The organism is Streptococcus sp. STR1/CE/0325, from assembly GCF_055386095.1.
This window is the reverse complement of record NZ_AP045018.1, coordinates 234,594-257,030: the sequence shown is the minus strand read 5'-3', so window position 1 is coordinate 257,030 and position 22,437 is coordinate 234,594. Positions and strand designations below refer to the sequence as shown.

Below are 22,437 nucleotides of genomic sequence, written 5' to 3'. Positions count from 1 at the left end.
TATGTCAGCTATCAATCTAAAATCAAATGAAGTTGGGGTTTTCGCGATTGGTGGCTTGGGAGAGATTGGAAAAAATACCTACGGGATTGAATACAAGGATGAGATCATCATCGTAGATGCTGGAATCAAATTCCCAGAAGATGACCTCTTAGGCATTGATTATGTCATCCCTGATTATTCTTACATCGTGGAGAATATCAAAAAAGTCAAGGCCTTGGTCATCACCCATGGTCATGAAGACCACATCGGTGGAATTCCTTTTCTCCTCAAACAGGCTAATATCCCCATCTACGCAGGGCCCTTAGCCCTTGCCCTCATTAGAGGAAAACTAGAGGAACACGGGCTTCTTCGGGAAGCCAAACTCCATGAGATCAACCACAATACTGAGCTCGTCTTTAAACACTTGCGGGTGACTTTCTTTAGAACGACCCACTCTATTCCAGAACCTCTTGGAGTTGTGGTTCACACGCCAGAAGGCAAGATTGTCTGCACGGGTGACTTTAAGTTTGACTTCACCCCAGTTGGTGAGCCAGCTGACCTCCACCGTATGGCAGCTCTTGGGGAGGACGGAGTCCTTCTTCTCCTATCTGACTCGACCAATGCGGAAGTGCCAACCTTTACCAATTCGGAAAAAGTAGTCGGTCAATCCATCATGAAGATTATTGAAAACATCCACGGACGCATCATCTTTGCCTCCTTTGCTTCCAATATCTTTCGTTTACAACAAGCTGCCGAAGCAGCTGTTAAGACCGGCCGCAAGATTGCTGTTTTTGGTCGCTCTATGGAAAAGGCGATTGAAAATGGAATTGAGCTAGGCTATATCAAGGTTCCAAAAGGCACCTTTATCCAGCCAAATGAGATCAAGGACTACCATGCCAGTGAGATTCTCATCATGTGTACAGGAAGCCAAGGAGAGTCCATGGCAGCTCTAGCTCGAATCGCTAACGGGACCCACCGTCAAGTCAGCTTGCAGCCAGGCGATACCGTTATCTTCTCCTCTAGTCCTATTCCTGGGAACACCACTAGTGTCAACAAGCTCATCAACACCATCCAAGAAGCAGGCGTTGATGTCATCCACGGTAAGGTCAATAATATCCATACCTCTGGACACGGTGGTCAGCAAGAGCAAAAACTCATGTTGCGCTTAATCAAACCCAAGTTCTTCATGCCTGTTCACGGGGAATACCGCATGCAGAAAGTCCACGCTGGACTGGCTGTCGATACTGGTGTGCCTAAAGAAAATATCTTTATCATGGAAAATGGTGATGTCTTAGCCCTAACCAAAGATTCGGCTCGTATCTCAGGTAAATTCAACGCCCAAGACATCTATGTCGATGGTAGCGGAATTGGTGATATTGGCGCAGCGGTCTTACGTGACCGTCACGACTTGTCAGAAGACGGCGTCGTTCTTGCTGTTGCAACCGTGGACTTTAAGTCACGTATGATTCTAGCAGGACCAGATATCCTCAGCCGCGGCTTTATCTATATGCGTGAGTCAGGTGACCTTATCCGTGAGAGTCAGCGTATCCTCTTTAACGCCATTCGTATCGCCTTAAAAAATAAGGAAGCTAGCGTTCAGTCAGTCAATGGTGCTATCGTCAATGCTCTGCGACCTTTCCTTTATGAAAAGACGGAAAGAGAACCCATTATCATTCCGATGGTCTTGACACCCGATAAACCGCAAAACTAGAGTGGACCATCCTCCACTCTTTTTCTGATTGGAAATCTCTTGATCGCTAACAGGTGAAACACATCGCTATTTTCTCCCAAAAGTAGAATCGCAACTTTGTATCTTGATGTTGCGCCGTTTTTCCGAAGTTTCGATAATAAACTGAGGAAAAACAAGTCAGTCGCTTAGCATCTTGCCTAATAGCAAGATGCGTGTAATAAAGAAAAGCCTTAGCGATCTTTATCACTAGCGAGTGAAACACGCCCTACCAACTGTGGAAAACTGCGCAACCTTCCTAGAACGCAAGCCGTTCTTCGTCAGCTTTCTTATTTTTCCTGTGTTCGCTTAACGGGCTTTGTATCATAATTGAACACGGTGCTATCTTCCTTTGAAAATAGACTCACTTTCCTAGAAACTAAGGTTTCTTCGTCAAGTTCCCTAATTTTCTTTGGAAGATTTCTTGCTAAAGCAAGAACCGCACCTTTGTATCTTAAATAACTGAACACGGGCTGAACGCTGTGCAAAAAAGATAGATTTTCTCAAAGTTCTTTGACTTTTTCAAAAATCTCCTATTTTTGCTGTGCGTTCTTAACGCCCTTTGTATCTTATGAAAGGATTTTACGATGAAACCTATTCTCTTTTTTGTAACCGAATGCCCGGACACTGCACCTTTTGTTGCTGTTTTGGAGCAGATTGGTCTGGACTATGAGCCGCTTGAAATAACAGCGAATCTCAAAAATTTCAAACGTTTTGTTCTCCTAAGAGATCGTCACCCTGCTTTTGCTGTGGCAAAAGAAAAGGGCTATGTGGGCATGCCCGCCCTCTATTTTGAAGAAGAAGACCGGATCATTTTAGACAAAGAGGAACTCTTCGACCTCGTAAAATAAAAAGGGGACTGCCTTTGAAATACAATCTCTCCAATCAAGCGATTTGGATTAATCTTGAGGCCGATAAGCTCAGTCAGCACTTGGAGCAATATCAAGATTTTGGCATTGACGAAGAAGTCATTGCATACGCTTTGGACAAAAACGAGCGTGCTCACATGATGTACGACAAAGCTAAAAAACGGGCGATTTTTCTCTATAACGTTCTTGATGTGACCTGCTTCTGAAAAGGAAACCTTTCCCATGACCTTTATTGTCCAAAAAGAGCGCCTCATCACGATTACCAATCTCAATACGGCTTATATTAGCCAACAAATGGCACACTATGTAAAGGAAAATCCTGATTGCTCTCCTTATACCCTCCTTTTTGTCGGGCTAGAGCTGATTAGTCAAGCCTATTACCCGCTCATGGAAAACATGGAGCAAACCAAAAATAAAATGACCCAGTTACTCAAGCAAAAGACGACCAAGCAGCATCTATTACTTTTGGCAGAGCTCGAAACATCCACCATCTATCTCATGGCTGCTGCCAAACAAAATACCATGCTCCTTGATCACATGAAGCAACATGTCTTTTTCAAGTCACTAGATGACACTGAAAAAGAACAATTTGAAGATGCCATGATTGAAGCCAAACAGCTAGTAGCTATGCTGGAACTCCTCTCTCAAGTCCTTGAGAAGCTCTCTAGCTCTTACAATACGATTTTGAATAATCAGCTCAATGACAACTTGACCATTCTGACCATCATTTCTATTTTGCTGGCGGTTATCGCTGTCATCACAGGATTTTTCGGCATGAATGTTCCCCTTCCTCTGACCGAGGATCCCAATGCTTGGATTTACATCATCCTCTTTAGTTTATTGCTTTGGATTATTCTGGCTCAAGTTCTCAAATGGGCAGCCAATAGACAGTAAAACCTCCCTTGCTTTCAAGCAAGTGAACTGCACCCCAAAAGTTAGACACAAAATCTAACGATTGGGGTGCTTTTCTTATGAAATTAAGTTATGAAGATAAACGAGGTATATACAAGTTGAGAAAGAGAGGTGTATCATGGCCTCAGATCAGTCAGCGATATGAAGTCTGTCCTTCCAATCTCAAGTACATGGTTAAACTCATGGATAAATATGGTGTTGAGATTGTTGAAAAGGGTAAAAATCGGTATTATTCACCCGAATTAAAGCAGGAAATAATGGATAAAGTCTTGATTCATGGTTGCTCTCAACTCTCAGTTTCCCTTGATTATGCCTTGCCAAATCGAGGGATGCTCCCAAATTGGATAGCCAAATACAAGAAAAACGGTTATACTATTCTTGAAAAACCAAGAGGGAGACCACCAAAGATGGGACGTAAACCAAAAAAGACTTTGGACCAAATGACAGAGTTAGAACGACTAAAACATGAAAATGAATACCTTAGAGCGGAGAATGCTGTGCTAAAAAAGCTGAGAGAATACCGCTTGAGGGACGAAGCAAAGCGCAAAGAGCAACAGAAATCATTCAAGCATTAACGAATCAGTTTTCCCTAGAGACGCTACTCGAAATCCTTGATTTGCCACGCTTCACCTATTACTATCAAGTGAAGCGACTGGCTAAGCCAGATAAGGAGAAAACTATCAAGGATGAAATACAATCTATTTATGATGACCATAAAGGTAATTACGGCTATCGTCGGATTCATTTAGAATTACGAAATCGTGGTTATCATCAATCACAAAAAGGTTCAGCGCTTGATGAAAGAGTTAGGCTTGACCGCTCGTATTCGTCGTAAGCGCAAGTATTCTTCTTACAAAGGTGAGGTTGGTAAGAAGTCTGATAATCTGATTAAACGTCAATTCGAAGGCTCTAAACCTTACGAGAAGTGCTATACCGATGTGACGGAGTTTGCCTTACCTGAAGGGAAACTTTATCTCTCCCCTGTTCTTGATGGCTATAACAGTGAGATTATTGATTTTACCCTGTCTCGCTCACCTGACTTGAAACAGATTAAAACCATGCTTGAGAAGGTTTTTCCAGCAAATTCATATAGCGGAACCATTCTTCACAGCGATCAAGGCTGGCAATACCAGCACCAATCTTATCATCACTTTTTGAAAACCAAAGGAATTCGTTCCTCTATGTCTCGCAAGGGAAATAGTCCTGATAATGGGATGATGGAGTCCTTCTTTGGTATTCTCAAATCTGAAATGTTTTATGGATTTGAGAAGTCTTATCAATCCCTTGATGACCTTGAGCAAGCTATCACAGATTACATTTTTTACTACAACAACAAACGAATCAAAGCAAAACTAAAAGGACTTAGTCCTGTGGGGTACAGAACTAAATCCTTTAGATAAATAAAATGTCCAACTTTTGGGGGTCAGTACAAAGAGAGGTTTCTTGTTTTATTCTTCAACCGCTAAAACACTGTCCAACTGAGGGATAAAATGTTTCAAGAGACGGTTACCAATTCTAAGAGTGCTAAAGAATGGTTCCACATCTGTGGTGACATTGGTCACATGACGCATGAAGATACGTCCGTCATTTTCCATCGCCATGTAGTAGAAGAGCCCCATTGACACGTTGCCTTCATTGATGGCACCAAAAACGTCTGCTTTTTTCGTTTCATCTAAGCAATAAGCCAAATTGTTAAAGACGATTTGACCAACTGCCATCTCATCTGATTTAGACAAGGTGATGACAAAGTCAATCAAACGGTCTTTTTGATAAGGAATTTTACCAAAATAAGACCATTGTGATTCTTCTTCAACCATTTTCAACTTGATATTTTTTTGACCAAGTAAGTCTTGGAACTGTTGGTTAATTTGATCCATTAAAAATCATCCTCCATAAAGTCAACGATTGGAATTTCGTTTTCTTCTTTCTTTTCTTGTGGTTCTTCTTTTGTCTCTTCTTCTTCAAAATCGAAATCAACGACAGGTGCTTCTTCCTCTTCGGTCTTGTCTTCGATAACATCTTCGACCAAGACGTCTGTATAGGTTTCGGTAAAGTTCGCTGCTGGCTCTTCTTCTACAACTGGTTCTGCAACAGTTTCTGAAACGACATCTGCCTCTACAACGACCGGAGCTGGCTCAAGAACAACTGGCTCAGCCACTTCTGTCTTTTCTTCTTGTACTGGTTCTTCGACTACGGCTACATCTTCAGCTTTAGGAAGCACTTCATTCAAACGGCGTTTGATTTCTTCTTTACTTTGATCTAGATTGACCTTTTCAGTGTCCAAGATGTGCTCAACAGACTGCACAATTGGTTTTTGATAGCTATCAAAATCAATACGTTTCACACTTTCCACATAAGTGTTCATGATTTGAAGAGCTTCAAGTTTCATGCGACCTTCGTATTCCAAGATATCTGCTTTGATGGCTTCAAAATCATTCAACTGCTTATACAAAACAGATAAAGCCTTGTCTGATTTCATATTAGCTGTCTCAAGAATAGCCGTTGCTTTCATCTCAGCCTTAGCGATTTCCTTGGTCGCTGTGTCCACGATGTGTTGCGCTTCTTTTTGCGCCTTCTCAATGATGGCTTGGGCAGTTTGTTTGGCTTCCACCAAAGCACCAGAGACATTCAAAATTTGCTCTTCATACTTGGCATTTTCCTTTTCCAAGTCTGCTAATTTTGCCGTATCGTTTTCATACTTTGCTTGTAATTGGGTCAATTTATCATTGACTTCTCTAAAACGCGCTTCTACATCGCTAACGTTATATCCAAAAAAACTTCTTCTAAACTGTGCCATTGTCTTCTCCTAATGTTTTTTCTATCATTTCGATTCTTTTTTGAACCGTTTACCCAACGTTTCCATTTTATCATAACAAGTGAGATAAATCCACTAGTTCTAGGGTAGAATACTGATTTTCTTGCTCCATAATAGTTGGGAAATAATAAGCTGTCGCTGCTGCACCTTGTTGGTCTCTTTGTTGAATACCTACCGGTGGAATAAAGCCTGTATAATGTGGGGCTGGCTTAAACATGACTCGACCCAAACTGTCTGCAAGGTAGGTACCAAGTTCTGGCAAGACCAATTCTTGCAGGTCAATCGTCTGCTCACCCTTGGTTCGCTGAGTGAGCCTTGGATAATACATCTGTCCCTGCCATTCCATCGGAATTAACTGGGTTGACGTTTCATCCATTGGGATGGACTCTAAGCCCGGAATAAAGGTCACATAGCCCACTTGTGTCTGTCCAGGTAATCCTTTGGTCAAGACATCTATCCCTCTTGGCTGTGGTGCTGTGACAGTCGCTTGGTAACTGCCTACCGCTTTAACGCCATTGGTGTCTTCTTTGACCACTTCAATCACGTGACCTTCTCCTAGGAAGCCCTCTTCTGGCTCAAAAGTAACCTCTCCTCGACTGCTTAAATGGTAGTGCCCTTCTGCTTCGATAAAGAGATAGTTTGCCTCATCATTTAATTTAGCCCCTTCTGGGATAAAGCTAATCTGTCCTTTTTCATCCTTTTGATAAGTGCCTTGACCAGCAAGAACCAAATGCTCACCATTTGGTAAGTCATCCACTTCAGAGGGCATATCTGGTAGGATAAATTGGAAACGTGCTGGCAAATCTTCCCTAATTGGTGTATCCTCGTCCCCAGCAAAAAATTGAATCTGTCCTGTTTGCGACTCATTGAAGGCGCCAATGGTCTGACATTCCGTTGCAGACGGTAGAGGAGCTTCAAAAAGCGTGATGACAAAAGTCTGTTCTACGAAAGGTTTGGCTTCAAAAACCGCTCCAGCCTTTATGGCTTCTTCCAACTCATCTACTGAAACGTGATAGCCCATCTGCTTAAATTGTTCGATTTTTTCTCTTGGAATGTGGCTTTCTTTTGAAGCAACCTCAAGACCTTGTGCAATCAAACTGCCTGCTGCTCCTTGAATCACCACCTCATCCAAGAGCTCGCCTTCCTTGCTATGGAGGCGAAACTCAATCCTAGCCTGCATAAGATCAGAGTGGTAGGTAATCACTAGAGATAAATCCGGAGAATAAGGACTAACAGAAGACGGTGCCCGCTGAGCTCTTGCTTGCTCTTCGCTCAGCAAACCATAACCAGATTGGACGTCCTCTTGGCTAGGAAGATAGCCTGCAACTTCTGGTGAGGGAATCTGAGAAAAAGCTGCCTTACTCACCTCTTCAAGAGGAAAGTCATGGGTCAAGCCGTTTTCTTCCAAGCTATGTGTCGCCATCTGCCAAGGGCTATACTGGAGGTGATAGATTTCCTTATCTAGGATAGCCTGTCTTTCAAAGGTGATGGATTCTTTAATCGAAGGAGAAGCCTCTTGCTTTGTCCCCGCATATAGATAGTGGATGGTTCTTGTCACCGTCTTTTGGGTTTGAGGTGTTGGAACGACAACTGGACGATAATAGCGTAGAACAGCATCTTTTTGGCTTGAGAGTAACTCCTGCAAGTCCCCTCGCATCTTTTGCTGGGTTTCTTGGTGAGAAATGGCAAGCTCGCTACTGTCTGAAATCAGCTCAACCCCCACAGTTTGCCCATAAAACTGAGGCTCAGGTAAAAAGGCAAGGTGAGGAACTTTTTTGCCCTCTTCTGTCAAGCGAACACTAAGGCAATAGGTTCCTTCGCCGTTAATCACAATCCGATCAGCCGACAATTCCCCGTAAGTACGGTCAATGATAATCAGCTCACCATTATCTGGATTTTCATAAACGTAGTAGGACAGCCTCACCTTCGAACCTGCTTTGATAAAGGGTTTTCCTTTTTTGAGATAAAGAGCAGACAACTCGACTTCTGGCTTATAAATCTGACCCTGATAGGTGTGCTCTTCGTAAGGGATGTCTCTATGTGTGACAAACTCACAAAAAGCCTTGTCGCCTGTTTTAATCGCTTGCCCTTCCTTATCGGTTTGTTTAAATTGCATTACTTGCATCTGTTTTATCTCTTTTGCTTGAAGTTAAGGGAGAAAAGCATGGTCATAGACAGCCATCTATTTGCTTTCAAGCCCAAGACTGTAAACTCCCTGACAGCGCCATTCTATCATATTTGTAAGCCTTTTGTCAATCTCCTTTAGACTACTCTAAAGGTTTAGAAAGCTCTTTCAGTTTTTTCAACGATAAAGCAAATCTCTCACCAAAAAACACCCCAAAAGGAGACTACAATGCCTCCTCTTGGAGTGTTCGTTAGCGACTTCTATACTTAAACGGTTTAGTTGAGTCCTTTGATGACATCAACCACATGATCAACGGTAAAGCCGTATTCTGCGATAACCTTGTTTGCTGGTGCTGAAGCCCCAAAGGTATCAATACCGATGACCTTGCCATCTAGTCCTACATATTGGTACCAGCTTTGGCTAGCTGCCATTTCAATAGCCACACGACGACGAATAGCGTTTGGCAAGATGCTTTCACGGTACTCTGGTGATTGTTGGTTAAAGAGATCCGTTGATGGCACAGAGACCACACGAATCTTGCCGCCTTCTTTTTCTAGCACTTTAGCAGCTGCTACTGCCAAGTTGACCTCAGAGCCAGAAGCAAGAAGGATGGTGTCAAAATCATCGCCTGTTTGATAGATGACATAAGCGCCTTTTGCCACATCAGCAAAGCTGCTTCCTGCTTCAACCGTGAGATTTTGACGAGTCAAAACAAGGGCTGTTGGAGTCTTATCGCTCTTCATGGCATGGTACCAAGCGCCTTGTGTTTCACGCGCATCTGCTGGACGAATGACATTGAGATTTGGCATGGCACGAAGACCAGCGAGATGTTCGATCGGCTCATGGGTAGGTCCGTCCTCACCCACTGCAATGGAATCATGCGTAAAGACATAAGTCACTGGCAAGCCTTGAAGGGCAGACAACCGCATTGCTGCCTTGAGGTAGTCTGAAAAGACAAAGAAGGTACCTCCAAAGACCCTTAGCCCACCGTGGAGGGTCATGCCGTTTAGGACAGTTCCCATCGCAAATTCACGCACACCAAATTGAATATTACGCTCAAGTGGATTTTCACTGTCTTGAAGACCATCACTCTTGATATAGGTCATGTTAGAATGAGCGAGGTCAGCGGAACCACCCAAGAAGTCAGGAAGAACCGCAGCAATGGCATTGATAGCGTCTTGAGAAGAGTTACGAGTCGCTTGAGAGAAACCATCTTCATAAACAGGGAAGTCTGCTTCGCTCAAGCTCAAAGTTGGTTCATTGCGAAGGACACTCTCTAACTCTTCTGCCACATCTGGGAAGGTTGCCTTATAGTCTTCAACAACTTTTAGCCATTCCTCATAGACCTTACGACCACGGTCTGCTACACGCAATTTGAAATCATTGTAAACCACTTCTGGAATTTCAAATGGGGCATATGGCCACTCTAGGGCTTTTCTCGTTGCTTCTGCCTCTTCTGCGCCAAGAGGGGCACCGTGTACGGCGTTGGTGCCTTGCTTATTTGGTGAACCAAAACCAATGATGGTTTTCACTTCAATCAAACTTGGTTTACCTGCCTTTTTAGCTCTTTCAATCGCCTTAGAAATCGCATCCAAATCATTGCCGTCAGCCACCAAATCTGTATGCCAACCGTATGACTCATAGCGAGCACGCATGTCTTCTGAAAAGGCATCCTTAGTCTCTCCGTCCAAGCAAATATCATTAGAATCATAAAGGACGATGAGTTTATCTAGATTTTGCTTACCCGCATAAGAAGAAGCCTCAGCTGATACCCCTTCCATCAAATCACCGTCTCCACAAATGACATAGGTGTAGTGATCAAAGATGGTGAACTCACCCGTATTATACTTAGCTGCAAGGAAACGCTCTGCTTGAGCCATCCCAACAGCTGTTGCAATCCCTTGTCCCAAAGGTCCAGTGGTGGCATCCACCCCTTTGGTGTGACCAAACTCAGGGTGTCCTGGTGTTTTTGAGCCCCATTGACGGAAATCCTTAATCTCATCAAGGGTCACATCTGCATAACCAGAAAGGTGCAAAAGAGCATAAAGGAGCATAGAACCATGTCCAGCAGATAGCACAAAACGATCTCGGTTTGGCCAGTCTGGTTGGTCTGGATTCACTCTTAGATGATTAGCATAAAGGCTATAAGCCATAGGAGCTGCTCCCATGACCACACCTGGGTGACCAGACTTGGATTTTTCGATAGCATCAATGCCTAAAAAACGAAGGGCGTTAACAGATAAGTGTGACATAAGTCTTTCCTTTCTTTGCATGCAAGCTTTTGAAAAAAAGCGGTTTCTCGTTTACATTACTAGTATAATAAAATTATCCGCATATCTCAAGGATAAACGGATAACCTTATCTAAGGCTTATAGGAGTGCCTTAAATTGGATATTAGAATCTTCTAAGAAGTAGTCATCAAATCCACGTGGGTGGTGGTACTCAATCACATCCTTATCAAGTGGATAAGTGTATTTGCCTCCAACTTCCCAGATGAATGGGTGGAATTTGTATTTGAGGCGTTCTTTTCTCATTTCCCAAAGTTTGATGATTTCATCTGTTGATGCCATAAAGTTAGACCAGATATCATAGTGAACTGGGATAATGACTTTGGTACCAAGGTTTTCAGCCATACGTAGAATGTCGATCGAAGTCATCTTGTCTTGGATACCGATTGGGTTTTCTCCGTAGTTGTTAAGAGCAACATCAATCTTGAAGTCACGACCGTGTTTTGCAAAGTAGTTAGAGAAGTGTGAGTCAGCTCCGTGATAGATGGTTCCACCTGGTGTTTCAAAAACGTAGTTTACTGCTTTTCTTGCCATTTCTTCGTCTGTCACAGCAAGCCCTGCAAGTTCACCTCCTGCTTCTTCAGCACCTTCTACTGGAAGGGTCACAAGACAAGTACGGTCAAAGGATTCAACAGCATGAACTTTCACATCTTTGAACTCAAAGCTATCGCCTGGTTTTACCACGATGATACGGTCTTCTGGCACACCCCATTTTTTCCAGATTTCGCCACACTCGTATGGCCCTACGAATTTAACGTGGTCAAGATTTGGGTTGTTGATGATGGCTGCTGCTGTGTTGATGTCGATATGGTCACTATGGAAGTGTGACACGAGGTAGTAGTCAAGCTCATTGATGGCAAATGGATCGATAACCATTGGTTGGACGCGAAGGTTTGGTTGCAATTTACGCACACCAGCCATGTTAGCCATTTGGTGTCCACGCACCATGTCTTTTACTTTTTTCGTAGATTTTCCACGTGCTGACCAAAGATCCATCACGATATTTGCTCCACCTGGAGTTTTAATCCAGATACCGCAGTTTCCAAGCCACCACATCGAAAAGTTCCCTTCTGGAACCACTTCTTCTTCGATTTCTTCATTTAGCCAAGTTCCCCATTCTGGGAAAGTGCTAAGAATCCATGATTCTCTTGTAATGTCTTTAACATTTGGCATAATAACAGTTCCTCCTGAATTGATATTCCTTCATATTTACAAGTCTATTATACCTAATGTAAGCGTCAACAAAAAGACCAAGTCTTACACAGCTTTGTGTTCATCTGTCACACTCTGATGAGAAGAAATGGACAGAAGTTCTTGATCCACCATTTGGTGCAATTTGTGTGCCAGCTCTTTGGCCTGCAAAGGATCAAGCAAATAAGGTGCCAAAAAGGTCTCAATTTGCTTATCAAAAGTGGTCGAATCCAGTTGTAAAGCCTCGTGTTGGAGGAAATGGCTGAGTTTTTTGACGTCCTCATGAGAAAGAATGGGCTGAACCTGAATGGTCGTAAAATCCGCTTCTAGGGCATCACTGGTGGAAATCAAGAGGTCTGCCACAAGCAAATCTTCCACACTTCTAAACTGCTCAGTGGTAAAGGCAGCTTGGATACTGCCTTTAGGCAGGTACTGCTCGCACTGCTTGACCAAGAGTTTTTGAATGGCAATCCCATCATCACAGACGATATAAACTTGACTAAGGGGCGTTAAGCCTTCTTCTTTGGAACGCAAAGAACCGCCAAAATGAATGGTCAAATAAGCCAAATCATCATCATTGAGATGAATCTCCCAGCGTTTTTCTAAACAAGCTGATACTTGCGAGATAATCTTAAACAAGCTAGCATACTGCTCTTTGACATGCTGGGTCAAAGGGTTTTTAGACAAGATACCATAAGTCTTTCGAAACAACAGCGCCTTAGCGTGCATAAGAAGACGCCTTGAGAGGTCCTCCTTATTTTCCACTTGCATCTGAGATTTTTGCTCAAATTGCGCAATCATCCAGTCAATGTCCTCTTTCATGGTCACAAAGTCTTGACTGCCCAAGTGATTGTCTCGGTCCTTGCGATAGGATAAAAAAAGCAGGGCAATCAAGTAGGTATCAATCTCATCAAGAGAAATCCCCTTTTCTAACAAGGACTCGCTGAGCTGTTGGGCAATCCCATACTCTAGGTAAGCCTCCAAGGGAAGAAATTCTTTTTTGAGATCCTTTTGCTCTTTTTGCGGCAAACTCATATTGTGATAAGCAAGAAGCAAATAAGGAAGGATCTTCAGCATCATGGTCACTTCAGAGCGGTTGAGTTTTTTCCCAAGGTCCAACTCCAAATGTTCGAGCTCTGCCAAAAGGAAGGTCTGCATTTCATCCGAAAGTAAAACCTCATCCTTTAAAAAAATAGCCAGCTTTTCCTTTAAAACCCGCTGAAAACCGCTACTGGTCTCATGAAAGACATCATATAAAAAAGAATGCAGGTATTGCAACTTATTTAAGGGATGGCACTTTAAGAAATACCCTTCTGACTTGGTGGCATAGAGGTTGACCTTGTACTGCTCTTGCTTAAATTGATAGCGAATATCATTGAGGTCATTTAAAACCGTATTTCTAGAAACATCCGTTAACTCAATTAATTTTTCAATGGTGACCCGCTCAGGAGCAATAGCGATATAAAGGATCATGAGCTGGATGCGCTCTTCAATGCTCATAATGTAGCTATCGGCATCGACACTAGCCAGTAGCTGCTCACAAACTTCTTTTTGTTCATCATCGAGTAGGATGCCTATCCTTGGTTTACTGGTGATGGGGCTTGTTTCTTTGGGGAGGGCATCATTGATTTTTTCAAGGTGATAGTAAATCTTGCGCCTCGACTGATCGGTGGCTCGGCTGATGGCCATAATGGTTTCAGGTACTTCCAACTGAATTAAATAGCGTAACAAATCACAGCTGCTTCGATCAAGTAGTATCATTCCACTCATTTGTTTTACCTTCTTTGTTTTCTACCTTGTTTCATTATAACATATTTCACAAGGAAGCGAGTGCATAGAAATAGGCGAGACAAATAATTCGACAAACTTAAAATTATTTGCTATACTTTTATCCTCATCAAATGATTAAAGGAGTTTAGACATATGCCTTATGTAACAACCAAAGACGGTGTTTCTATTTTTTACAAAGATTGGGGAGAAAAAGACGCCCCTGTGCTTTACTTCCACCACGGTTGGCCTCTTAGCTCTGATGACTGGGATGCCCAAATGCTCTATTTCCTAGAAAAGGGCTTCCGCGTGGTCGCTCATGATAGACGTGGACACGGCCGCTCAGAGCAAGTGTCTTATGGACATGACATGGATCACTACGCTGATGACGTCAAGGCGGTGGTGGATCACCTCGACCTTGCAGATGTCATCCATATTGGTCACTCAACAGGTGGTGGCGAAGTCGTTCACTATATCGCTAGACACGGACAAGATCGTGTCAAAAAAGCCGTCATTGTCGGTGCTGTGCCACCTCTCATGGTGCAAACACCAGACAATCCAAATGGCGTGCCAAAGAGCGTTTTTGACGACTTTAGAGAACAAGTGTTGACTAACCGTGCTGATTTTTACTATGCCATTCCTGAAGGCCCATTTTACGGCTTTAACCGCCCAGGCGCTGAGATGAAAAAAGGCGTTATACAAAACTGGTGGCGACAAGGCATGATGGGAAGTGCCAAAGCCCACTATGATGGGGTGGTAGCTTTCTCTCAAACGGACTTTACCGATGATTTAAAACAAATCACTGTTCCTACCCTTGTTATGCACGGTAGCGATGACCAAGTTGTACCATTTGACATCTCAGGCAAACTCTCTGCTGAGCTCCTATCAAACAGCACCTTGAAAGTCTATCCTGGCTACTCTCATGGTATGCTGACCATCAACGCTGATGTCATCAATCCAGACCTGCTTGAGTTTATTACGGCAAAGTAAAGTTTGCCCAATGCCATCGTGTGAAACAAGCAAGTCCTGCGACAGATCGTACAAATGTCTGGTCTTTGACATACAGGTCAGGTCTGAAAATAAAAGGAGACGCTTACTTCAACCTTTCAACAGTTTTTTCTTGCCCCCCCCCCCGAAAATGCTATAATCATCATAATCTAGGCAATCCGGAAACCTAGAGGGACAAAAATAAACGATAAAAAGGAAAGAACAAGATGACAGAAACTGTTTTTTATGCTGGTCGTAATGGTCTCAAATTAGCGGCCAATCTTTACTTCCCAGCGGATTTTGATGAAAGCAAAACTTACCCAGCCCTCATCGTTGGTCACCCAGCAGGAGGCGTTAAGGAGCAAACAGCTGGACTACACGCTAGACGCATGGCTGAAAAAGGCTTTGTGACCATCGCTTTTGATGCGAGCTACCAAGGTGAAAGCGAAGGCACACCTCATCTTCTAGAAGATCCAGATAGCCGTGTGGAAGATTTTAGAACGACTTTGGACTATCTTGATACCCTTCCTTATGTAGATAAGGAGCGTATCGGTGTTGTCGGTATCTGTGCTAGTGGTGGTTACGCCTTTAAGGCAACAGCAACGGATCGTCGTGTGAAAGCTCTTGCTCTCATCAGTGGAGCTGACATTGGTCTTACCTTCCGTCGTGGTTGGACAGGCGATCAAAAAATCGAAGACACAGCCTTTCCGACACTTGATGCGATTGCTAAAGTGCGTGAAGCAGAAGCTAGCGGAGCTGACGTGACTTATACGGGATGGGTTGCTGATGAACTTTCTGATGACATGACCGAAGAAGCAAAACAAGGCCACCTTTACTACCGTACACCTCGTGCTGGGCACCCACGCTCAACTAACCGTGTTGCTCTCGTGGATTTTGCTCGTATCCTTGGATTTTCTGCTTTCAATTTGACAGACCTTATCACCCAACCTGTCCTTTTTGTAGCAGGCAGCGAAGCCTTAACGCTTTGGGAAAGCAAGGAAACCTTTGAAAACCTCAAAACCGATACTAAGGAACTCTTCTTGGTTGAAGGCGCTAACCACTTTGACATGTATGATTTGGAACCTTATGTGACCCAAACTGTTGAAAAATTAGATAGCTTCTTCCATCAATATCTTGGTTAAGAAGAATGTTAAAAAACTGGACATTGAGTCCAGTTTTTTTGTGTTCTGATTTGCCGTAGGCAGAACCACTCCTCATATCTTAATCAACTGAGTTCGCTGTTACCTTTTTTGAGAAAAAGACTCTCACTCCTAGAAACGAACGTTTCGTCGTCATGATCCCTATTTTTCTGTGGAAGTTTTTGCTAAAGCAAACCGCACCTTTGTATCTTAAATAACTGAGTTTGTCGCTTCTTGCTTCGAAAAAAAGATAAAAATGCCTAGAAAGTAAACTTTCTTCGGCATTTTTCCTATTTTTTCATTGCAAGATTCTGCGCTAGCGCAGAACCGCTCCTCACATCTTAATGGGCATCGCCTTTTTGTCCGTAGTAGGCGTTTGGTCCGTGTTTTCTGAGGTAGTGTTTATCCATGAGGTATTTAGGGGCTGGTTCGACACGTGGGTCGATTTGCTCGGTAAAGCGAGCCATTTTTGCTACTTCTTCTAGGACAACGCTGTGGTAAACAGCTTCTTCTGGTGTTTTCCCCCAAGTAAATGGTCCGTGGTTACGCACAACAATCCCTGGGACTGCAATTGGGTCAATTCCTCTTTCACGGAAGGTCTCAATGATGACGGTGCCCGTTTCTTTTTCGTAGGCGGTATTGATTTCCCCTTCTGTGAGCGAACGTGCTGCAGGAATTGGTCCGTAGAAGTAATCCGCATGGGTGGTGCCATAAAAGGGAATGTCACGCCCTGCTTGCGCCCAGCCGACTGCTTCAGTTGAGTGAGTGTGAACCACACCACCAATCGCTGGCCAAGCCTTGTAAAGCTCCACGTGAGTAGCTAAGTCAGATGATGGATTAAGGTCTCCCTCCACCACATTGCCGTCAAGGTCTGTCACCACCATGTTTTCTGGTGAGAGCTTTTCATAAGGGACGCCAGACGGCTTGATGACGATAAGACCTGCCTCACGGTCAATGGCAGAGACATTGCCCCAAGTAAATTTAACCAATCCATGCTCTGGAAGGGCTACGTTGGCTTCATAGACTCGTTTTCTAAGTTCTGGTAATAACATTATTCTGTTAACCCCGCTTTCTCGATAAGTGGGTAGAGGAAGTCTTGGGCGGCCTTGATGGCAGCCTTGGTTTCTTCTACCGTTTCGCAGTTTTCAGACCACATCTCAATGAGGAATGGTCCTTGATAGTTGGTTTCTTTCAAAACAGCAAAGACACCTTCCCAGTCCACACAACCTTCGCCAAATGGGACGTCACGAAATTGCCCTTTTGAGGTTTCCGTCACAGCATAGGTATCCTTGAGGTGAAGGGCTGCGATAGATCTGTGACCAAGATAGTATTCGCTGTAATTGTCATTGTGCCAAGCTGAGACATTTCCCGTATCTGGATAGACGAAAAGATAAGGTGAGTCGATCTCTTTTTCCACCGCCAAGTATTTTTCGATAGAGTTGATAAAAGGATCATCCATAATCTCAATCGCAAGGATGACTTGTGCCTTAGCTGCCCAATCACAGGCTGTCTTCAAGTTTTTGATAAAACGACGACGGGTCTCAAGGGACTTATCCTCGTAGTAAACATCGTAGCCTGCTAGCTGAATGACACGCACGCCAAGGTCTTGCGCTAACTCGATACATTGCTTCATGGTCTCAAGCGATTTTGCCTCAAGGACGGGATCGTTTGACCCTAGTGGGTAGCGTCTATGCCCTGAGAAACAAATGGTTGGGATACGAACGCCTGTTTCATAGATGGCTTTGACCACCTCAAAACGCTCTTCCTTAGTCCACTCTAGGCGTGCTAGTCTTGCGTCGCTTTCATCCACAGACATTTCCACAAAATCAAACCCTAGCTCTTTGGCAAACTTCAAGCGCTCTAGCCACGTAAAATGCTTGGGCGTTGCTTTTTCATAAATGCCGATTGGTCGTTTCATGGTTTACCCCCAAATGCGACGGATTTCGTCTTTGAATTCACGCGCTGCCTTAGCAGGTTCTGCTGCTTCAGTGATGCCACGTCCTGCGATAAAGGTATAAACATCCACCCCTTCAAAAAGTTTTAAGGTATCGACATTAAGCCCTCCTGTGACAGAAACACGGAATCCCATATCGATGAGTTTTTTCACTTTGTTAAGATCTTTTTCACCCCAAGTTTCACCTGCAAGAAGGGCGTCACGAGATTGGTGGTAGATAGCTTGTGAGATACCAGCATCAAGCCAAAGTTGTGCTTGCTCAAAGGTCCAGTCTCCGTAAAGCTCGATTTGGATTTCCCCTTTTTCGCCATTAACTTCTTGGATGGCTTTTAGCGCTGCTTCCATGGTTGGAATCGTCGCAGAACAGATACAAGTCATCCAGTCCGCACCACGCACGGCATTATTTTTAGCGATGGTACCTCCAGCATCCGCACACTTGGTATCCGCAACGATGATTTTTTCAGGGAAAAGAGCGCGAAGCACTTCTACAAGCTCGCTACCGACTTGAAGGAGGCAGACGGTTCCTGCTTCGATGATATCAACTTCATGGCCAACAGAAACCGCTGCTTTGATAGCACCTTTAAGATCTGAGTGGTCGAGGGCAACTTGGAGATTTGGAATACGTTTTGTCATGAGATAAAATTTCCTTTCTTAGTCTTCGAGGTTAAGTCCTTCAAGGTAAGGGCTGTTTTTAGATTCTTCTACCATTGCAAGCACTTCTTCTTTGGTCTTGCAGTTGACCAAGCGCTCGATAGAGTTTTCAAGTTCAAAAAGAGCGATGATTTGTGGAATGGCAACAGAGGTGTGAATATCTGATGAGGTTGCAGCCAAGGTCAAAAGCACACTCGCTTCTTTTCCGTCTGAGAAGGTCACTGGCTCTTTTAGGGTGATTAACGCAAATGAGTCACGGTTAACCCCGTCTTCAGGACGAGCATGCGGCATAGCCATCCCCGGCATGAGGATATAGTAAGGACCAAATTCCTTGGTCGAGCGAATAATGCCTTCGTAGTAGCTAGGCTCAACGGCTCCGCTTTCAATCAAAGGATCCACAGCCAATTTTACCGCTTCTTCCCAAGTATCTGCGCTTAATCCAAGGCGGATAGAGTCGTTTTCTGTAAATGCTTTTTTAAGATTCATGATTTTCTCTCCTATTTTCGTTAGCGTTTCTCGTTGGTTAAAGAAGAAAAGGAGTGGGAGAACTGTCTAACATTCCTCCAGTTGCTAGTCTAGCAACGTCACTCCCTTTTCTTTCAATTATTTTAAGGCTTCTTCCAATTTTGTCTTGATTTCATTGTCGTCCATGAGGTTGTCAAGACCAACCAATTTACCTTGTGTACGACCTTCTAATTCATGGATGAGGTGGTTTGAAGCCACAACGATATCATAGCCTGCTGCTAAGCCTTTTGCTTCACCAACAGAGCAAGATGCAGATTCGATGTTAGTCACACCAAGTCCACGAAGAGCATTTTCAACCTTCATCTTGATTACCATAGATGAACCCATACCGTTACCACATGCTGTTAATACTTTAACCATTTTTATTTCCTCCTGAGTAAGTGTTAATATTGACCTAAGTTATAAAGAATAGATTATTCGGCTTGCGCTTCACCGCGGTAGTAAGCTTCCTTGTCTTTTGCTTTTGCAAATTGGATTTGTGGAATGATAAGGAAGAACACACACACAAGGACAAAGCCGATGATGCCTGCATACTTGAAGAGGTAAGCAAATGGCAACCATGGAAGATCAAAGTCGATATTTCCGTGGTAACCACCGTAGCTACCAAGTCCTAGCAACTCAACACAGAGCGCACCGAGTGCTACTTGGATAACCCCTGAGATGAAAGAAAGAATCAAAGCAGCTTTCCAACCACCACGTTTGTCCGCATAAACGGCAATGGCTGCATTGTCAAAGAATACCGGTACAAATCCTGTGATGATAAGCACTGGACTCTTGAAGATGATAAGTAGAACAATCGTCACTAATTGACCGATAAGACCAAAGGCAAATCCTGAAAGCACCGCATTTGGTGAACCAAAACCGTAAGAGGCTGCAACGTCCACCGCTGGGAATGATCCTGGAAGGAGTTTGTTTGAAATTCCTTGGAAGGCGTTGGTCAACTCAGATACGAACATCCGTACCCCTTGCATCAAGATGAAGAGATAAACAGAGAAAGTAAAGGCTGTTTGGATGATGTACATGAAGAAAGATTGTTTCGCTGCATCAAAGACCGCACCATTAGCAAGGACGCTAAAGTGACCTTTGGTCAAGACTTCACCAGATGCTAGGGTCAAAGTTCCCTTAGCGGCATCAAGGACACCCGTCACTGCGTGACCTGAACCGTCAAACATAAATTGTTTAATCGCCATGGTATCAGGACCAAGTACGACAAGAATGGCACCAAAGAAGACGAGCATCAAGGTCGCTGAGGCAACAACGGTATCATGGAAGATGGATAGGAAAGTTGGGAGTTTCAAACTGTCCAAATTATCTTCTTTTTTGCCCAATTTACCAGCGATTTTATCCACAAACCAGATGGCAAATTGTTGTTGGTGACCGATAGCAAATCCTCCACCACCAGTGAGACGTTGTGTTGCTTCAACGGTCATATTAGAGCTGACTGCCCAGTAAAGACCACAGATGATACCGATAGCCGTCACTCCAAAACCGTTACGCAATTGGGGGATAAGTAGAAGCACCATAAGTGAGATGGTTGCGGCTTGTTGCACCATGATGTGACCCGTGATAAAGAGGGTACGCACCTTGGTAATCTTACGAAAGGCAACGAGCAGGATATTGACCCCAAAACCAATCAAGAGGGCTGTGGTTGCCGCTCCAACAAAGCTTGGGAACTGCTCTTGAATCTTGGTGTTGGCAGCTGTTAGACCAAAATAAGGGTCGATAACTGCCGCACCAATTTTAAATTTATAGTTGAGCGCTGTCAAGATCGGACGGAAAGTATTTACCAAACCACCAGCGGCTACGTTCAAAATCATGTAACCAACTGTCGCCTTAACAAAGCCCGCATACACGTCATGCGCAGGTTTTTTGAGGAGGGCATAACCCACAAGAACCAAAAGACCTACGAAGAAGGCTGGATTCTGCAAGATATTCTGCGAGAACCAGTTGAGCGCTACCTGAATAGGATTCATGTTTCTTCTCCTTTTGTTTTTCTACACTCTTATTATAAAACATGTAAGCGCCAACAAAAAGACCAAGAAGTACACAGTCATGTGTTCACCCGTGGTTTTGATGTGTCAAAACCTAGTCAAAAAGCCTGAGACATCCGCCTCAGACTTCCTAACTTATCGTCTTTTACATGCTCCAAACACTTTCTAAAATGTTGGTTTGATCGCGATCTGGACCAACAGAGAAGGTCGAGATACGCACACCCACTAGCTCTGCCACACGGCGAACATAGTTACGCGCATTTTCTGGTAATTCCTCTAAAGAACGCACGCCTGTAATATCTTCAGACCATCCTGGGAGTTCTTCGTAAATTGGCTTACAACGTTTTAATTTCTCAAGACTAGCTGGGTAGTAATCAATACGCTCTCCGTCTAAGTCATAAGCCACACAAATCTTCACGGTATCAAGACCAGAAAGAACGTCAATGGAGTTGAGACAAAGGTTGGTAATCCCTGAAACGCGACGGCTATGGCGCATGACCACAGAGTCAAACCAGCCGACACGACGCGGACGACCTGTTGTTGTCCCGTACTCGTGACCAACCTCACGGATACGCTCACCAATCTCATCAAAGAGTTCGGTTGGGAATGGGCCATCCCCCACACGGCTGGTGTAAGCCTTGCAGACACCCACAACCTTGTTGATCTTACTTGGACCAACCCCAGAACCGATGGTCACACCACCAGCTACTGGATTAGACGAGGTAACAAATGGATACGTTCCTTGGTCAATATCTAACATAACCCCTTGCGCCCCTTCAAAAAGCACACGTTTGCCTGCATCCAAGGCATCATTTAAAATCACAGAGGTGTCGGTCACATATTTCTTGATTTCTTGACCATAAGCATAGTATTCTTCAAAAATCTCATCAAAAGACAAAGGCTCGCACTCATACATCTTTTCAAAGAGACGATTTTTCTCCGCTAGATTGATGCGCAAGCGTTCCGCAAAGATGTCCTTATCTAAGAGATCGGCAATCCGAATCCCAACACGCGCTGCCTTATCCATATAAGCAGGCCCGATTCCCTTGTTGGTAGTTCCGATTTTATTGTCTCCTTTAGCTCTTTCTTGTTCCTCATCGAGCTTGATATGATAAGGCAAGATAACGTGCGCCCGATCTGAAATCCGCAAATTATCTGTCGTAATCCCTTCCTCGTGGAGATAAGCCAATTCTTTCACCAAGGATTTAGGATTGACCACCATTCCGTTACCAATTACGGAAATCTTTTCTGGGAAGAAAATACCAGATGGAATCAGATGGAGCTTAAACTTTTTGCCATCGATTACGATGGTGTGACCTGCATTGTCTCCTCCTTGATAACGCGCGATCACCTCGGCATCTTGTGACAAGAAATCTGTAATCTTTCCCTTACCTTCGTCCCCCCACTGGGTTCCAACAACAACCACTGATGTCATAATCTTAACTTAGGCCAAAAGGCCCGTCCTTTCTGCTACTTGATGGCAGGACTCTCACCTGCTAGTCTCAATCACACGACTAT

At 43.9% G+C, this 22,437-nt stretch carries 17 protein-coding genes and 2 pseudogenes; 6 read left to right on the top strand and 13 right to left on the bottom strand.

The features are described 5' to 3' along the window. Position 1: 1 nt before the first annotated feature. The 4 genes and pseudogenes from rnjA (at position 2) to ACZ49W_RS01245 (ending at position 4,886) form a co-directional block, all read left to right on the top strand. Positions 2-1,690 (top strand): ribonuclease J1, encoded by a 1,689-nt coding sequence (rnjA, locus tag ACZ49W_RS01260; protein ID WP_464813534.1) that lies wholly within the window; start codon positions 2-4, stop codon positions 1,688-1,690. 602 nt (positions 1,691-2,292) lie between these two features. Next, complete coding sequence (locus tag ACZ49W_RS01255; RefSeq protein WP_464813533.1) at positions 2,293-2,556, top strand: hypothetical protein; 264 nt, start codon at positions 2,293-2,295, stop codon at positions 2,554-2,556. Between the two features lie 8 nt (positions 2,557-2,564). Further along, positions 2,565-3,468: pseudogene (locus ACZ49W_RS01250) on the top strand (magnesium transporter CorA family protein). A 77-nt stretch (positions 3,469-3,545) separates the two neighbouring features. Next, positions 3,546-4,886, top strand: a pseudogene (locus ACZ49W_RS01245) (IS3 family transposase). A 48-nt stretch (positions 4,887-4,934) separates the two neighbouring features. Here ACZ49W_RS01245 and ACZ49W_RS01240 read toward each other — a convergent pair. The 6 genes from ACZ49W_RS01240 to ACZ49W_RS01215 form a co-directional block, all read right to left on the bottom strand. Further along, positions 4,935-5,363, bottom strand: a complete 429-nt coding sequence (locus ACZ49W_RS01240; protein WP_464813532.1) for a hypothetical protein — start codon at positions 5,361-5,363, stop codon at positions 4,935-4,937. Further along, complete coding sequence (locus tag ACZ49W_RS01235; RefSeq protein ID WP_464813531.1) at positions 5,363-6,283, bottom strand: DivIVA domain-containing protein; 921 nt, start codon at positions 6,281-6,283, stop codon at positions 5,363-5,365. Before ACZ49W_RS01235 ends, ACZ49W_RS01240 begins: the two co-directional genes overlap by 1 nt. Before the next feature lie 70 nt (positions 6,284-6,353). Further along, on the bottom strand, positions 6,354-8,426 hold the full coding sequence (locus ACZ49W_RS01230; protein ID WP_464813530.1) for a mucin-binding protein: 2,073 nt from the start codon (positions 8,424-8,426) through the stop codon (positions 6,354-6,356). Positions 8,427-8,701: 275 nt separating this feature from the next. Continuing rightward, the gene (tkt, locus tag ACZ49W_RS01225) at positions 8,702-10,678 is read right to left on the bottom strand and encodes a transketolase (protein WP_464813529.1); all 1,977 of its coding nucleotides are present in this window, start codon (positions 10,676-10,678) and stop codon (positions 8,702-8,704) included. A 117-nt stretch (positions 10,679-10,795) separates the two neighbouring features. Next, a complete protein-coding gene (ulaG, locus tag ACZ49W_RS01220) occupies positions 10,796-11,887 on the bottom strand; it encodes an L-ascorbate 6-phosphate lactonase (protein WP_464813528.1) in 1,092 nt (363 codons plus the stop codon). An 84-nt stretch (positions 11,888-11,971) separates the two neighbouring features. After that, positions 11,972-13,666 (bottom strand): BglG family transcription antiterminator, encoded by a 1,695-nt coding sequence (locus ACZ49W_RS01215; RefSeq protein ID WP_464814938.1) that lies wholly within the window; start codon positions 13,664-13,666, stop codon positions 11,972-11,974. A gap of 162 nt (positions 13,667-13,828) precedes the next feature. On the opposite strand from ACZ49W_RS01215, the gene ACZ49W_RS01210 reads away from it, so the two are divergent. Together ACZ49W_RS01210 and ACZ49W_RS01205 are read left to right on the top strand one after the other, a co-directional pair. Continuing rightward, positions 13,829-14,662 carry an alpha/beta fold hydrolase gene (locus ACZ49W_RS01210; protein WP_464813527.1) on the top strand — a complete coding sequence of 278 codons (834 nt, stop codon included), beginning with the start codon at positions 13,829-13,831 and terminating at the stop codon, positions 14,660-14,662. A 224-nt stretch (positions 14,663-14,886) separates the two neighbouring features. Beyond that, on the top strand, positions 14,887-15,801 hold the full coding sequence (locus tag ACZ49W_RS01205) for an alpha/beta hydrolase (protein WP_464813526.1): 915 nt from the start codon (positions 14,887-14,889) through the stop codon (positions 15,799-15,801). A gap of 338 nt (positions 15,802-16,139) precedes the next feature. Here ACZ49W_RS01205 and ACZ49W_RS01200 read toward each other — a convergent pair whose 3' ends face one another. The 7 genes from ACZ49W_RS01200 to ACZ49W_RS01170 form a co-directional block, all read right to left on the bottom strand. Continuing rightward, positions 16,140-16,850, bottom strand: coding sequence for an L-ribulose-5-phosphate 4-epimerase (locus ACZ49W_RS01200; RefSeq protein WP_464813525.1), 711 nt, complete (start codon positions 16,848-16,850; stop codon positions 16,140-16,142). Further along, positions 16,850-17,716: an L-ribulose-5-phosphate 3-epimerase gene (locus ACZ49W_RS01195; RefSeq protein ID WP_464813524.1), complete on the bottom strand. Its 867-nt coding sequence runs from the start codon at positions 17,714-17,716 to the stop codon at positions 16,850-16,852. Before ACZ49W_RS01195 ends, ACZ49W_RS01200 begins: the two co-directional genes overlap by 1 nt. A gap of 3 nt (positions 17,717-17,719) precedes the next feature. Next, positions 17,720-18,385 carry a 3-keto-L-gulonate-6-phosphate decarboxylase UlaD gene (locus ACZ49W_RS01190; protein ID WP_464813523.1) on the bottom strand — a complete coding sequence of 222 codons (666 nt, stop codon included), beginning with the start codon at positions 18,383-18,385 and terminating at the stop codon, positions 17,720-17,722. An 18-nt stretch (positions 18,386-18,403) separates the two neighbouring features. Continuing rightward, positions 18,404-18,889: a PTS sugar transporter subunit IIA gene (locus ACZ49W_RS01185; RefSeq protein ID WP_464813521.1), complete on the bottom strand. Its 486-nt coding sequence runs from the start codon at positions 18,887-18,889 to the stop codon at positions 18,404-18,406. A 117-nt stretch (positions 18,890-19,006) separates the two neighbouring features. Continuing rightward, positions 19,007-19,288, bottom strand: a complete 282-nt coding sequence (locus ACZ49W_RS01180) for a PTS sugar transporter subunit IIB (RefSeq protein WP_464813520.1) — start codon at positions 19,286-19,288, stop codon at positions 19,007-19,009. Positions 19,289-19,341: 53 nt separating this feature from the next. After that, positions 19,342-20,901 (bottom strand): PTS ascorbate transporter subunit IIC, encoded by a 1,560-nt coding sequence (locus ACZ49W_RS01175; protein WP_464813519.1) that lies wholly within the window; start codon positions 20,899-20,901, stop codon positions 19,342-19,344. A gap of 163 nt (positions 20,902-21,064) precedes the next feature. Further along, a complete protein-coding gene (locus ACZ49W_RS01170; RefSeq protein ID WP_464813518.1) occupies positions 21,065-22,354 on the bottom strand; it encodes an adenylosuccinate synthase in 1,290 nt (429 codons plus the stop codon). Between the last annotated feature and the right edge of the window lie 83 nt (positions 22,355-22,437).